Here is a 14,152-nt window from a genome sequence, read left to right as displayed (position 1 = left end):
GTCACTCCGCGAAGCTGACGTGGACGTGGTCGTAGTGACCGCCGGTCGGATCCTTCGTGTCGTAGACGCCGCCTCCGGTGTAGCGGCGGCCCCACCCGGGCCCGTCGGAGCGCACCGACGCGTCCCAGTACCGGCCCTGCCAGATCAGGTACTTGACCTTCAGCGGGCCGGCGTTCTTCTCGAACCAGTGCGCGATCTGCCAGCCGTTGTCGAGCGGCTCGCCCTTCGGGAACGTGCCCGCCTCGCCCGGGAACAGGTCGCACGCCCTGCCCTTCGGGTGGTCGCTGGTCGGGTTCCAGGCGTGCGCGTCCCAGCACCCGGCCTTCTTGATCACCGGTCCGTCGTCCAGACCGCCGAACACCTGCTCGGCCGTCGCCAGCCCGTGCCGTGCGGCGCCGGTCAGGCATCCGTCGCTGGGGCGTGTCGGGTCCGGCGGGGCACATGACGTCCTCCCACCGGTCCACGCCGGTGCGGGGGAGGACACCGTGGGAGCCGCGGGCGCCTGTCGCTGCACACCCCGGGGAGCGGGCGACGACTCGCGGTCGTCGCGGTCGTTCGTGCCCGGGCGTCCGCCGCCCGCCGAGTACGCCTCCAGGTTGCGGTGCACCGCGTCCAGGTAGCGCCCGATCGCCGCGCTGCACGCCTGCGAGCAGTCCGCCTCCCCGGCCTGCGGCACGCCGCTCCTGCTGCCGGTCACCCGCCGGCAGCCGGCGATGTGGCAGACCAGCATCGCGTCGAGCACCGACACGGACTTCGGACTCGTCGCGAGATGCCCGGCGACCGCCCGCAGCGTCGAACACATCCACGGCACGGCGATCCGCAGGTGCGCCTGCGGATCGGTGAGGTCCGGATCCGGCCAGGACTTCCCGCCCGCCGCGACCCACGTCCTCTCGCTGAGCTGGAACAGCCCCGCGGCGTCGCCGGTGCGCAGCGTCGGGTCCCACCCGGACTCCGCCTGCACCTGCGCGACCACCCACACCGGCGGCAGCTCCGGGCAGAAGTCGCCGGTCAGCTGCTCGATCTCGGGCAGGGACTCCCTGGCCCGCTCCGGGACCTTGTCGGTCGCCACACCCGAGGTCGACGGATCGGGCTCGGCCGCGCTCGCCGGCGCGGCCCCGAGCACCAGGGCGGCGAGGAGCGAGAGCATCGCGACGGCGACCGGAACGGTCCGCCGCCCGCGGGGGACTCTCCGCACGGGTCACCACGCCGTCCCGGGGACACCGATCCGGATCCCCCGCACCGGGCGCAGCGCGCCGACCGAGTCCCGCTCGTCGTCGACGATCTCGAGCCGCCCGCTCGCGGTGAGCAGTGCGACGATCTCGCCGAGCGCCTCCGCGTACCGGGCCAGCGGCGCCGGCGGTGTCGAGCGGCCGAGCAGGCCGGCGGCGTCGGCGTACGGGTCGTCGGAGACGTCCCAGTGGCCGACGCGCGGCAGCACGACCGGTCCGGACCAGCCTGCTCCGACGGCCGCCAGCCGGGCCACGACGGCGTCGTCCGGGTCGCCGCCGGCGGCCGTCACCGCGAGCACCGGAGCGGGCGCGGAGCCGGCCGTCTCCGGCCGCTCGGCGAGTGCGAGCCCGCACCGGGTCGCCCGGCAGACGACGACGTCCGGCAACCGGCCCGCGTCGCCGACCCGGCCGATCTCCCGGGCGTGCAGCGCCCTGGCCACGGTCGTCGCGCCGACGCCGCCCGCCAGGCCGCCGACGGTCGGGGCGCGCAGCGGGCTCACCGCGGGCCGTCCGGGGACGCGTCGTCGTCGCCGTCGAGCGTCGGGTCCTCGGCCGACGGACCCGATCGTCCGGACCGAACCGGCCGCGGTGCCTGCTCGGGCGGCGCGTGCACGGCGTTCCGGTCGTCGAGCGTCTCCTCGCCCGCGTCGACGACGAGCCGGTCGCCGTCCCGTACGACCCCGACACCGAGCCGCACCCACCGCGCCGCCAGGCCACGCCAGCCGCGCGCGGTGACCGGCGGCGCCGCGGCCGGCGTGCCGAGCGCGTCGTCCGGGTCCGGCTCCGGCGTTGCCTCGGACCGGGAGACCCTGCGGTAGGGCACGACGCGGACGCGCACGTCGACGACGAGCCGCCCCCCGCCGTCCGGCCGCACCGCGCCGGGCAGGACGATCTCCGCCCGCTGCCTGCCCGCGCCCGACCAGCCCAGCAGCGCATGGCCGGCGTCCGGACCGGACAGGTGGTCGGCCAGCGCCCGTCCGCGACGGGCCGGGTCGTCCTCGTCCCAGGACAGGTAGTCGGCGGCGAACGCGCCGGCGAGCGCGGCGGCCTCGACCGGGTCGGGCAGCGGCTCGGAGTGCGCGTCCGGAGGCGCCGGGGTGTTCGGGACGGCGGCGGCGTCCGGGGGATCCGCCTGGACGGTGTCCGGACGACCGCCTGCGCTCGGAGGTGCGACGCCGCCCGACCGAGCGGCGCCGGCCCAGCTGCCGTCCGCGTCCGGGGGAGTTGCGGCGTCCCGGGTGGCCGCGTCGTGCGGAGCCATGGCCTCCCGGGCAGCGACGGGGTTCCGGCGGCCGTTCCGGTCCGGCGGGGCGATGCGCGAAGCCGGAGGCCCGGGCTGCGAGGCGGCCGACCACTCGTCGACGACCTCGACGTCCTGTGGCTCTGCCTCGACGTCCACCGCCCACGGCGAGCGCACGTCCGGCGACCGACGCTCCGGCACCCACGCCGCCCACGCGGGAGGCGCTGCCTCCCCGCGGACCGGCGCGTCGTCCCGCGCACCGAGCACCGGGGACACCGGCGGGACCGGGGGAAAGCCGAACGGGTCCGTGACCGGACCCCGCACGGACTCGATCGGCTCCACGGGTTCCGACGGGCGCGGCGCCCACATCGCCGGCGTCGCCGCACGCGTCGCGGGAGCGGAGGACGGGGCCACGTCGGCGTCCCAGCCGTCGGTGAGCCGGTCGTGCCCCGCGCGCACGGGGGACGGCACGTCGTCGAGCCACGGGTCGGGCTCGTGCACGTCGGGACCGTCCTGGCGGCGGCCGAACGGCCGGAAACGGGCCACCGGGCTCACCGGCCCGTCCGAGCATGGGCGGTGTGCGCCGTCACCTGGTGGTCCACCTCGGGTCCCTCCGCCCCCGACCCGGGAGCGGGTCGGGGGACGACGCTAGGAACGCGGAGGGGTGCCCCGGGGCCGGTCGGGAGACCGGTTCGCGATGGCGAACGTGCGAGGGACTAGTCCGGGATCTCCCAGGTGTGGACCGGTTGGTTCGCCGTCGACGCGACGAGATAGCGCTCGACCATCTCGCGCAGCGCCTCCGGGCGGTCCGCGCCGCGCTCCTCCAGCGCGGCCACGGTGTCCACCTGCCAGGTCGACCCGGTCTGCCGCGTCACGCACCGGCGCTCGATCACCGTCAGGTACCGGTCACGGACCGCCGCGCTGACGCCCCACCGGGACAGCCCCTCGTGGGCCATCGGGAGGAGCTTGCGCAGCACGAGCTCGTCCGGACGGATCCAGCCGGTACCCGGCCAGTAGAGCGGCGCGTTCATCCCGTGCTTGGCCGCCGTCTGGAAGTTCTCGGCGGCCGCCTCGAACGACACGGTCCGCCACAGCTGCTGGTCCGCCTCGACGAGCGTGCGCAGCAGCCCGTAGAAGAACAGCGCGTTCGCCACCATGTCGACGGTCGTCGGGCCGGCCGGCAGCACCCGGTTCTCCAGGCGCACGTGCGGCGTCGAGTCGGAGATGTCGTAGATCGGGCGGTTCCAGCGCCAGATCGTGCCGTTGTGCAGCGTCAGCTCCGGGAGCTCCGGCGCGCCGTCGCTGTGCAGCTGGGTCATCGGGTCGACCTCGCTGGTCACCGGGACCAGCGCCGGGAAGTACCGGGCGTTCTCGCTGAACAGGTCCAGCACCGAGTCGATCCAGCGCTCACCGAACCAGACGCGCGGACGGACGCCCTGGTTGCGCAGCTCCGGTGTGCGGACGTCGCAGGCCTGCTCGAACAGCGGGATGCGGGTCTCCGCCCACAGGTGCTTGTCCAGCAGGAACGGCGAATTGGCGCCGAGCCCGAGCTGGACGCCGGCCAGGCACTGGGCCGCGTTCCAGTACCGCCCGAAGTCCGCGGGCGCCACCTGCAGGTGCAGCTGCAACGACGTGCAGGCGGCCTCCGGGATGATCGTCTCGAAGTCCTCGGCGAGCTGCTCGCCGCTGCCGTTCCCGCTGATGTCGATGTGGACCGGCTCGCCCCGCGCGTTCAGCAGCTGGTCGTTCAGGGCGTAGTAGCGGTCGTCCGGGGTGATCGAGTCCGCGACCATGTGGTCGGACCGCAGCGTCGGCAGGATCCCGATCATGATCAGCTGGGTGCGCAGGTCACCTGCCTTCGCACCGGCGCCGGCGAGCAGGTCCAGCAGCTCGTGCTCCAGCTGGCGCCACTGGTCGCCGGGCAGCGGCCGCGGCGGGAGGTTGAGCTCGAGGTTCCACCGGCCGAGCTCGGTCTGGAACTCCTCGGCGTTGATCGTCTCCAGCACGTCGCGCCCGTTCAGCGACGGCGTGAGGTCGGATCCGACGAGATTGAACTCGATCTCGACGCCGGTCATCGGCTCGGAGTCGGCGAACGGGTACTCGCGCAGCATCAGGTCGAGCGTGTCCAGGCACCGTTGCACCTTGATGCGGTACCGCTGTCGGTCGCGACGGCTGAACGACGTCCGGTCGACGACCTGACCCATGCGCGAACCGACCTCCATCAACGGGGGAGCACCGCGCCGGGACCGGTTCCGGCACACGAGCGGCATTACACGGTGTCACACACGAGCGATCGGCGGTACCGGCTGACCGGGCTACTGGGCGCGGCGGACGGTCGCTGGCATGGGACGATCGGTCTCGTGGCCAGTATCACGCCGGTCGGCCGCGCGGACGACCCGCGCCTCGACGACTACCGCGACCTCACCACGGCCGACCGGCGGCCGGACCGCCCGGGCGGCCGGGGCCTGGTGATCGCGGAGGGTGTCGTGGTCGTCCGGCGCCTGCTGGACTCACCGTTCCCGGTGCGGTCCCTGCTCGGTGTCCCGCGACGCCTCGACGAGCTGGCCGACGACCTGGGCGACGTCGACGTCCCGGCCTACGCGACATCGGCCGACGTGATGGCGGACGCCGTCGGCTTCCACCTCAACCGCGGCGTGCTCGCCGTCGCCGACCGGGTGCGACGACCGGACGTCCCGGAACTCGCCCGGACCGCGCGGGTGCTGGCGGTCACCGAGGGCGTCGGCGACCACGAGAACCTGGGCTCGCTGTTTCGCAACGCGGCCGCGCTCGGTGTCGACGGGGTCGTGCTCGGCCCGGGATGCTCGGACCCCCTGTACCGCAGGAGTGTGCGGGTCTCGATGGGACACGTGCTGCGGGTCCCGTTCACGACGTTGCCCGGGCCGTGGCCGGAGTCCCTCGAGGTGCTCCGTGACGCCGGGTTCACCGTCGCGGCCCTGACCCCGGCCGCCGACGCGGTACCGCTCGCCAGGGCCGGGCTCTGGGGACGCCGTGTGGCGCTCCTGCTGGGGGCGGAGGGCCCCGGGCTGACGGACGAGGCGCAGCAGGCCGCCGACGTCCGGGTCCGCATCCCGATGGCGACGGGTGTGGACTCCCTGAACGTCGCGACGGCCGCCGCGATCGCGTTCCACGCCGTCACCGGCGGGGGCTGAGCGCGGGTCAGCGCTGGCCGCGCACCCCGAGCAGGACCTCGTCCCACGACGGCATGACCGGCTTGCCCTTCTTCGTCCGCCGGCTCGCCGCGGTGCCGCGGTTGCCGCCGGGCCGCGCCGGCTTCTCCGCCTCCTCGGCGGGACCGTCGTCCTGCGTGGCGGGTCCGTCACCGTCCGTGTGCGCAGCCGGTTCCGGCTCCTGAGCCCCGTTGACCTCCGGTTCCCGCTCCGTGACGGCAGCCGGTTCCTCCGCGACGGGTGCGGCGGGCTCGGGCGCCGTCAGGTCGACGTCGGGCGGCTCCTCGATCGGCGCGGGCTCGCTCGCGACGGTCTCCTCCGCCGCGGGCTCGCTCGCGGCCGGCTCGGCCGGAGCCGGGTCGGGCTGCGACGGCCGTGCGGGCGGCGCGGGCGGTGGTGTCGGTGGGGTGGCGGGCGCGGACGGCGCGCTGCGGGCGGGCGGGGTCGCCGGGCTGGAGCGCCGCTGCTCGGGGGCGATCCGACGGCGCTGGTCGCCGCGGGTCTCCCCGGCGACGGCCGCGCGGGCCTGCGGTGTCTCCGGCTCGTCGGGCTCCTGCGGGGGCTCGTCGTCGCGGCCGATGTCGATGACCGGGCCGACCGTGCGGAGCGGACGCGCCGGAAGGCCTTCGACGAGGTCGCTGGCGTGCTCGTCGAGCGCGGAGACGGTGCCACCGTGCGCGCCGGGCTGGAACGCCCAGTGCGCCGCGTTGTCCGACCGCCCGGCCCGCCAGGACAGCGCGACGACCCACTTGCCGTCGTCGCCCTTCCAGGAGTCCCAGTCGGCGTCGTTGTAGTCCTGGCCGCGCAGGCCGAACGTGTGCGCGACGGTCTCGCCGAGCGTGCGCAGGTCGGGGCCGTCGGCCCGCTGCGGGTGCGCGCCCTGCGCGAGCTCGGCGGTGCGGGAACGCTCCAGCAGCACCGGATAGGCGAAGCGCTCGATCTTCTGGACAGGGACTCCGGCGGCCTCGGCGACCTGGGCCACCGACGCGCCGCCCCGGATGCGTGCCTGGATCTCCCGTGGGCGCAACTGGCTCTCCAACTCGATCGCGATCTGGCCGAGCCGGGTCACGTCCCCCCGTGCGGCGGCCCGCAGCTGCTCGTCGGCGGGCACGGTGTAGCGCTCGCGACGGCCCGGGTCCTCGAGGACGACCGAGCCGTCCCCGGTGACCCCGACGACCCGCAACGCGCGCATCGATCCACCCTCTCCACCGCGGCGTGTCGCCCCGGACCACACTCTCCGTCCCCGTCCGGGTGACGGTAGTCAACCGTCTCCGGTCGCCGGGTGAGGCGCGCCGGAGCCGACCGGGCCGGTCGACGACGTCGGCCGTGGAGGCCCTCCGGACGCCTGGTCACTACAGTGACCGGAGTGGCCAGTGTGACAGATGTGACTACATTCGGTTGCAACCGGTCATAGGGTGTCGCCGTGGGGGACGGGCGTGCGGCCGTGGTCGTCGGCGGCGGGATCGGGGGACTGGCGGCGTCCGCGTCGCTGCTGCGGCACGGATGGGAGGTCACCATCCTGGAACGTGCGCCGCGGTTCGGCGAGATCGGGGCGGGCCTGGCGGTGACGGCCAACGGGATGGCCGCGCTCGACGCGATCGGCTCCGGCGACGCCGTCCGCGCGGCCGGGCACCGGCTCGCGAGCCTGACCTACCGCAACGGCCGCGGCCGCCGCCTCGCTGCCCTTCCGGTCACGCCCGCGACGACGGCCGTCGGTATCCATCGCCGCCGGCTGCACGACGCGCTGCTCGCCGCTGTCGCCGGAGCACACCTGGTGGCGGGCGCGGAGGTCGTCGGCGTCGACCCCGGTGACGCGGGCGGGGCACGGGCCGGTGTCCGCTGGCGCGACGCCGTGGGCGAGCTGCGGCGGGAGGCCGACCTCGTCGTCGGCGCGGACGGTCTGCGCAGCGCCGTGCGGTCCGTGTTGTGGCCCGGCAGCGGCCCGTCCTACTCGGGGGCGACGTGCTGGCGCGCGGTCGTCGACGACACCGCGGGCACGCTCCCGGTCGACGACGGTTTCACGACGTTCTGGGGCGCGGGTGCCGACGCGGGCGTGCTGAGCACCGGCCGCGACGGCGTCTACTGGTACCTCTACCTGCTGCATCCGCCCGGCGCGACGTTCGACGACGAGCTGGGCACCGCCCGTCGCGCCGTCGACGGGTGGGCGCCGGAGCTGACCGAGCTCGTCGCGGCCACCGACCCGTCGAACCTGGTCCGCCACGATGTCTTCCACGTGGCGCCACCCCTGCCGTCCTACGTGCGCGGACGGGTGGCGCTCGCCGGCGACGCCGCGCACGCGCTCGTCCCGACGATGGGCCAGGGCGCGAACACCGCGCTCGAGGACGGCGTGACGCTCGGCCCGCTGTTGCGCGGCGCCGACCTCGCCGCGGGTCTGCGGGCCTACGACACCGCCCGGCGCCCGCGCACGCAGCGGATCGCCCGCCGTTCCCTTCAGGTGCAACGGATGGGGGCCGACCTGGTCGGGCGGTGGCCGCGGGCCGTGCGGGACGCGCTGCTGCGGCTGACCCCGCCAGGCCCGATGGCCAGGGCGGGCGCCCGGGACATCACCTGGACGCCGCCCTGAGGCTCAGCCGAGCTGCTCGACGACCCAGTCGACGCACGCCGTCAGCGCCGACACGTCGTCCGGCTCGACGGCCGGGAACATCCCGATCCGCAGCTGGTTGCGGCCGAGCTTGCGGTACGGCTCGGTGTCCACCACGCCGTTCGCCCGCAGCGCCGTCGCGACCGCGGAGGCGTCCACGGCGTCGTCGAAGTCGATGGTGCCGACGACGAGGCTGCGTAGCGCGGGGTCGGTGACGAACGGCGTCGCGAACGCGCTCTTGTCGGCCCAGCCGTACAGGCGCTCCGAGGAGTCGCGGGTGCGCGCGACGCAGCCCTCCAGACCGCCGAGCCCGTTCATCCAGTCGATCTGCTCGGCCAGCAGGAACAGCGTGGCCAGCGACGGCGTGTTGTACGTCTGGTCCTTGCCGGAGTTGTCCACGGCGGTGGCCAGCGACAGGAACGGCGGGATCCAGCGGTCCGACGCGTCGAGCTCCTCCACACGGGCCAGCGCCGCGGGGCTCATCAGCGCGACGAACAGGCCGCCGTCGGAGGCGAAGCCCTTCTGCGGCGCGAAGTAGTACGCGTCGGCCTGGGTCACGTCGACCGGCAGGCCGCCCGCACCGGACGTCGCGTCGATCAGGACGAGCTGGTCGTCTCCTCCGCCCGACGGGCGGGTCACCGGCACCGCGACACCGGTGGACGTCTCGTTGTGCGCCCACGCGATCGCGTCCACCGACGGGTCGGTGGTCGGCTCCGGCGCGCCGCCCGGGTCGGCGGACACGACGACCGGCTCGGCCAGGAACGGCGCGCCCTTCGTCGTCTCGGCGAACTTGGCGGAGAACTCGCCGTAGGTCAGGTGCAGCGACCGCTCGCGGACGAGACCGAACGCGGCGGCGTCCCAGAACGCCGTCGAACCGCCGTTGCCGAGCACGACCTGGTAGCCGTCGGGCAGCGAGAACAGCTCGCGCAGGCCGGCGCGCACGCGTCCGACGATGTTCTTCACCGGCTTCTGCCGGTGGGAGGTGCCCATCACCGAGGTGCCGGTCGCGGCCAGCGCGGCCAGCTGCTCCGGGCGCACCTTGGACGGCCCGCAGCCGAAGCGGCCGTCGGACGGCAGGAGATCGGACGGGATCTTCAGATCGGTGGGTGAGGTCACGGCATCCAGTCTCTCAGCCCGGCCGGAGGAGGCCACCGCGCCGTGGCTCAGCTCATGTGGAACCCGGGGGTGGCCGCGCAGGGCACGTCGCCGCAGATCCGGGCATAGTTCGCGAATCCGCCCGCGTACGGCGGCACGGCCCTCGGCTCGCCCGGGATGGTCGCGGTTCCGGTACCAGGTCCCGCCGACGCCGTCGCCGGCCGTGAACTGTCGGTGGCACCGAGCACACTGGACGGATGGACGACGCGCGGGCCGCCGAGCTCGTCGTCGCGCTCGCCGCTCTCGCCGGACGGGAGATCGGCGCCGCGGAGGCCGACGCCGTCGTCGTCCTCGCGCACGGGATGGATCCGCAGCGTGCCAACGACATCTGGACTCGCCACCGACGCGCGCCGGACACGGTCCCGCTGCGGGACTACCTCGCGATGACGCTGCGGTTCGTGGAGAGGTACCCCGGATGACCGCTGCCCCGTCCGGCGGTCACGAAGCTGGGCACCGTGACCGACGTGCGACCCGGCCCGGACCCGTCGGATCCACCCGGCGTGGTGGGCGGCGGCCGCGACGTTCCTCGCGCTGCTCGGCGCGGCCGGGTTCCGGTCGACGCAGGGCGTGATGCTCGAACCGCTGTGCGCCGACCTCGGGAGGGGTCCCGTCGCCGTCGTCCTGAGATGTCCCCCGATCGTGCCGCGTGGCCTGTGCAGGAAGCAGCTGCGCTGCAAGGATGACGCCGCTCGAGCGAACGGGGGAGCCCGATGACGGATGGATCCGACCGGCCGGACGCCGGCGACGGAGGACCGGAGCAGGGCTCGTCCGGCCGCGACGAGCAGCCCGCCGCCGGTGACCAGCAGAGCGGTGGCGAGCACCCTGACGGCACCGAGCGATATGGCGGCGCCGAGCAGCCCGGCGGCGCTGGGCATCCGGGTGCGGCGGGTACGTCGGACGCCGTTCAGCAGTCGGGTCCGGCCGGGCACTGGGCCGGCGGTGGGCCGGGTGACGGCGGACAGCCCGGCTACGGCGGAGAGCCTGGTTCGGCCCAGCAGCACCCCGATTCGGCTCAGCCCGGGTCCGGCGCGCAGCCGGGCGGTTACGGCGGCCCCGGATACGGCCAGCAGGCGAGCCCGGGTGGTCAGCAGCCGCAGTACGGCCGGCCCGGGTATGGCGGCCAACAGCCCGACTACGGCTCCCCGCCGGGGGGTGAGGGCGGACAGCCCGGATCGGCCCAGCCCGGTTCCGGTGCGCAACCGGGTGGCGGTTATGTCGCCCCCGGATACGGCCAGCAGCCGGGTTACGGGAGCCAGCCGCCGGGGTACGGCCAGCCACCCGGGTACGGGCAGCCACCCGGGTACGGCCAGCAGGCGGGCCCCGGTCAGCAACCGCAGTACGGCCGGCCAGGGTATGGCGGCCAGCAGCCTGACTACGGCGGGTACCCCGGGTATGGCGCACAGCCCGGGTACGGCCAGCAACCTGGGTACGGCGGGCCCGGCTACGGCGGACAGCCGGGTGGTTACGGCGCGCAGCCCGGGTACGGCCAGCAGGGCGCGCAGCCGCCGGGCCATGGGCAGCACCCCGGAGCGCCGCAGCCGGGCTACGCCTACGGCGCACCACCACCCGGATACGGCCCACCCCCTGCGCCGCGGCCCGGCATCGTCCCGCTCCGGCCGCTCGCCGTCGACGACATGCTCGGCGGCGCGTTCCGGTTCGTCCGCACGAACCCGGCCGCGGTGCTCCTGCCGGCGTTCGTCGTGGCGCTCGTGGTCGCGGCGGCTCAGGTCGTCGTGCAGCTCTCCGTGTTCTCGAACGTCCGGGCGACGATCAATCCTCTGGAGGCGATCACTGCGCAGCTGCCGCTGATCGGCGTGATCCTCCTCGTCAGCGTGGCGATCTACCCCCCGGTGCTGGCGATCCTCTACGGGACGGTCGTGCCCGCCGTGATCGGCCGGAAGCTGACGATCGGTCAGGCCTGGGCCGTCGCTCGTCCGCACATGGGTCGCGCCTACGCCGTGTACCTGCTGTTGTCGCTGATCGGCCTCGTCCTGGTCGGGGTGGCGGTCGGGCTCGCCGTGCTGCTCGGCTCGCTCGGTGGAGCCGGGATCGCGATCGGGGTCCTGCTCGTGATCGCGGCCTACGTCGGCGTCATCTACCTCAGCGTGCTGCTGTCACCGTCCCTCCCGATCACGGTCGTGGAGGGGATCGGCGTCCGTGCCGCGATCGAGCGCTCGCGCGCGCTGGTGCAGGGCGTGTGGTGGCGGTTCTTCGGGATCCAGCTGCTCGGCGGACTGCTCATCGGGGTGGCGGCGGTGATCGTGCTCATCCCGATCGGCATCCTGGCCGCCGTCGTCAGCTACTCATCGGCCTTCGAGATCTCGAGCACCGGAACGTTGCCGGTCTCGTACTTCTTGATCATCGGGATCGGGCAGGTCATCATCGGGACACTGGCGATCGCCTACATCTGCGGCATGGTCGGCCTGCTCTACGTCGACCAGCGCATCCGGCGCGAGCGCTTCGACCTCCAGCTCGCTGCGATCGCCCAGGGCAACCCGTGACCCGGTGATCACAACGACCCCACCGGAGCGGTGGGGACGCGGTAGAGGTGCGTGGCCATGATCCGGGGAACGCGCTCGTCGGCGGATAACGCATGTGCCCGGACGCGCGCGTTCTCCGTTCCGACGTGCGTTCCGCGGATCAGCGCGCGCATCGGGCCGGGCGGCGGGGCGGCCGGGCGGTTCGGCCCGCGTGGCCCTACTTCCCGACCAGGTCCCAACCCTCGACGTCCTGCGGAGCACGAGGCCCGGGGCCGACGTACTGCGCCGACGGACGGACGAGCTTGTTCTCCCGCTTCTGCTCCAGGATGTGCGCCGACCATCCCGCCGTGCGGGCGCTGGTGAACAACGCGGGCATCATGTGCGGCGGGACCTGGGCGAAGTCCAGGATCACGGCGGCCCAGAACTCGACGTTCGTCTCGATCGGGTGGTCCGGACGGCGCTCGCGCAGGACCGTCAGTGCCGCCTTCTCCAGTGCGATCGCCGTCTCGTAGCGCGGCGCCGACAGCTCCTGGCACGTGCGCCGCAGCACGCGGGCGCGTGGGTCCTCGGCCCGGTACACCCGGTGACCGAAGCCCATCAGCTTCTCCTTGCGGTCCAGGATGCCGCGGACCAGGCCGTCCGGGTCCCCGGTGCGCTCGACCTCGTCGAGCATCGGGAGCACGCGTGCCGGTGCGCCGCCGTGCAGCGGCCCGGACATGGCGCCGATCGCCCCGGACAGCGACGCGGCCACGTCGGCACCGGTGGACGCGATCACCCTGGCGGTGAACGTGGACGCGTTCATGCCGTGCTCGGCGGCCGAGACGAAGTACGCGTCCACGGCCTTGACGTGGGCCGGGTCCGGCTCGCCGCGCCAGCGGGTCATGAACCGCTCGGTGATCGTGGAGCACTCGTCGATCCGGGACTGCGGGACGGCCGGGACGCCGATCCCGCGCGCCGACTGCGCGACGTAGGACAGCGCCATCACCGACGCACGGGCCAGGTTGTCGCGCGCCTCGGCCTCGTCGATGTCGAGCAGCGGCCGGTAGCCCCAGTACGGCGCGAGCATGGCGAGGGCGGCCTGGACGTCGACGCGCACGTCGCCGGTGTGCACCGGGATCGGGAACGGCTCCGCGGGCGGCAGGCCTGCGCCGAAGCGGCCGTCGACCAGCAGGGCCCACACGTTCCCGAACGTCACCGTGCCGGCGAGGTCCTCGATGTCAACGCCCCGGTAGCGCAGCGCGCCGCCGTCCTTGTCCGGTTCGGCGATCTCGGTGCGGAACGCGACGTGCCCCTCCAGGCCGGACCTGAATCCGGGCGGGGGTGGCGGGACGGAGTGGGTCTCGGACACCGGGTCTCCTTCGGCTCGGTCCGGGCGGGTAGCGACCGGACCGACGACGCCCGAGGGTCACGGTGGGCGCCGGCACCGGTGCCGGGACCGGCTCCGATGTCGTCTCGCAGCAGGCCCGGCGTCACCCTCCACCGCGCCGGGGCGCGTGGGCAACGCGGACGACCGTGGTGTGTGTCACCACAAGGGGTGCGTTCGCGCCGCACGACCCCTACCGTGGCCGGATGTCGGACAGCACGCTGGAAAGGTCCCTGCCACGCATGCGGACCGACTACGACAGCCGCCCGTTCGACGTCGACGATCTCGCCCCCACCTGGCACGAGCAGCTGGCGGCGTGGCTGGCCGAGGCGGAGAGCAAGTCGCTGCCGGACCCGAACGCGATGGTACTGGCGACGGCCGACGAGCACGGCGTGCCGTCGTCGCGCACCGTGCTCTGCAAGGGCCTGGACGCCGGCGGCGTCGTCTTCTACACGAACTACACGTCGGCCAAGAGCCACGACCTGCACCGCACGCGCGTCGCCGCCGTCACGTTCCCCTGGTACGGGCTGCATCGGCAGGTCCAGCTCGCCGGTCGTGTGGAGCGGGCCACCGAGGCGGAGTCCGACGCGTACTGGGCCGAGCGTCCGCGCGGCGCCCAGCTCGGTGCGTGGGCGTCGGCGCAGTCCACCGTGGTCGCCCGACGCGTCGCACTGGACGACGCGCTCGCGAACGTGACCCGGCGCTTCGCCGACGACGAGCGGATCCCGCGACCCCCGCACTGGGGTGGCTGGCGGGTCTCGCCGTGGCAGGTCGAGTTCTGGCAGGGCCGGGCGGACCGGATGCACGACCGGCTGCGCTTCGAGTTCGGCCGCGACGACCGGTGGCAGGTGCGCAGGCTCGCTCCGTGATCTGTCGGTGCGTCGTGTAACGATGG

The 14,152-nt window shown here is 74.4% G+C and carries 12 protein-coding genes; 5 read left to right on the top strand and 7 right to left on the bottom strand.

Features of this window, described 5'->3' with window-relative positions; genetic code table 11:
- Position 1 precedes the first annotated feature (1 nt).
- The 4 genes from EV378_RS13870 to EV378_RS13855 all read right to left on the bottom strand — a co-directional run bounded on the left by EV378_RS13870 (position 2) and on the right by EV378_RS13855 (position 4,673).
- Complete coding sequence (locus EV378_RS13870; protein ID WP_132424940.1) at positions 2-1,195, bottom strand: VldE C-terminal domain-containing protein; 1,194 nt, start codon at positions 1,193-1,195, stop codon at positions 2-4.
- Between the two features lie 3 nt (positions 1,196-1,198).
- Positions 1,199-1,729: a hypothetical protein gene (locus EV378_RS13865; RefSeq protein WP_132424937.1), complete on the bottom strand. Its 531-nt coding sequence runs from the start codon at positions 1,727-1,729 to the stop codon at positions 1,199-1,201.
- Positions 1,726-2,970, bottom strand: a complete 1,245-nt coding sequence (locus EV378_RS13860) for a hypothetical protein (RefSeq protein ID WP_132424934.1) — start codon at positions 2,968-2,970, stop codon at positions 1,726-1,728. The genes EV378_RS13865 and EV378_RS13860 overlap by 4 nt, the downstream gene beginning before the upstream one ends.
- A gap of 215 nt (positions 2,971-3,185) precedes the next feature.
- Positions 3,186-4,673 carry a glutamate-cysteine ligase family protein gene (locus tag EV378_RS13855; RefSeq protein WP_165922279.1) on the bottom strand — a complete coding sequence of 496 codons (1,488 nt, stop codon included), beginning with the start codon at positions 4,671-4,673 and terminating at the stop codon, positions 3,186-3,188.
- A gap of 156 nt (positions 4,674-4,829) precedes the next feature.
- Here EV378_RS13855 and EV378_RS13850 point away from each other — a divergent pair, with 156 nt between their 5' ends.
- Positions 4,830-5,639, top strand: coding sequence for a TrmH family RNA methyltransferase (locus EV378_RS13850; RefSeq protein WP_132424928.1), 810 nt, complete (start codon positions 4,830-4,832; stop codon positions 5,637-5,639).
- A gap of 7 nt (positions 5,640-5,646) precedes the next feature.
- On the opposite strand, the gene sepH is transcribed toward EV378_RS13850, so the two are convergent.
- On the bottom strand, positions 5,647-6,849 hold the full coding sequence (gene sepH, locus EV378_RS13845; protein WP_132424925.1) for a septation protein SepH: 1,203 nt from the start codon (positions 6,847-6,849) through the stop codon (positions 5,647-5,649).
- Positions 6,850-7,080: 231 nt separating this feature from the next.
- Between sepH and EV378_RS13840 the strand changes: the two genes are divergently transcribed.
- Positions 7,081-8,241 carry an FAD-dependent monooxygenase gene (locus EV378_RS13840; RefSeq protein WP_132424922.1) on the top strand — a complete coding sequence of 387 codons (1,161 nt, stop codon included), beginning with the start codon at positions 7,081-7,083 and terminating at the stop codon, positions 8,239-8,241.
- A 3-nt stretch (positions 8,242-8,244) separates the two neighbouring features.
- Here the strand turns inward: EV378_RS13840 and serC are convergent, their stop codons facing one another.
- Entirely contained in the window at positions 8,245-9,375 is a 1,131-nt protein-coding gene (gene serC / locus EV378_RS13835; protein ID WP_132424919.1) for a phosphoserine transaminase, read from the bottom strand.
- A 236-nt stretch (positions 9,376-9,611) separates the two neighbouring features.
- Here serC and EV378_RS35335 point away from each other — a divergent pair, with 236 nt between their 5' ends.
- A complete protein-coding gene (locus EV378_RS35335; RefSeq protein ID WP_165922278.1) occupies positions 9,612-9,833 on the top strand; it encodes a hypothetical protein in 222 nt (73 codons plus the stop codon).
- A 291-nt stretch (positions 9,834-10,124) separates the two neighbouring features.
- Positions 10,125-11,915 carry a hypothetical protein gene (locus EV378_RS13825; protein ID WP_132424913.1) on the top strand — a complete coding sequence of 597 codons (1,791 nt, stop codon included), beginning with the start codon at positions 10,125-10,127 and terminating at the stop codon, positions 11,913-11,915.
- A gap of 196 nt (positions 11,916-12,111) precedes the next feature.
- Here EV378_RS13825 and EV378_RS13820 read toward each other — a convergent pair whose 3' ends face one another.
- Positions 12,112-13,242, bottom strand: a complete 1,131-nt coding sequence (locus EV378_RS13820) for a citrate synthase 2 (protein WP_132424910.1) — start codon at positions 13,240-13,242, stop codon at positions 12,112-12,114.
- Between the two features lie 221 nt (positions 13,243-13,463).
- Between EV378_RS13820 and pdxH the strand changes: the two genes are divergently transcribed.
- Entirely contained in the window at positions 13,464-14,126 is a 663-nt protein-coding gene (pdxH, locus tag EV378_RS13815) for a pyridoxamine 5'-phosphate oxidase (protein ID WP_132424907.1), read from the top strand.
- Positions 14,127-14,152 lie beyond the last annotated feature (26 nt).

Source organism: Pseudonocardia endophytica (assembly GCF_004339565.1).
In the GTDB taxonomy this organism is placed as follows: Bacteria; Actinomycetota; Actinomycetes; order Mycobacteriales; family Pseudonocardiaceae; genus Pseudonocardia; species Pseudonocardia endophytica.
The sequence above is the reverse complement of the archived record's forward strand: the minus strand, read 5'-3'. Positions and strand labels throughout refer to the sequence as shown.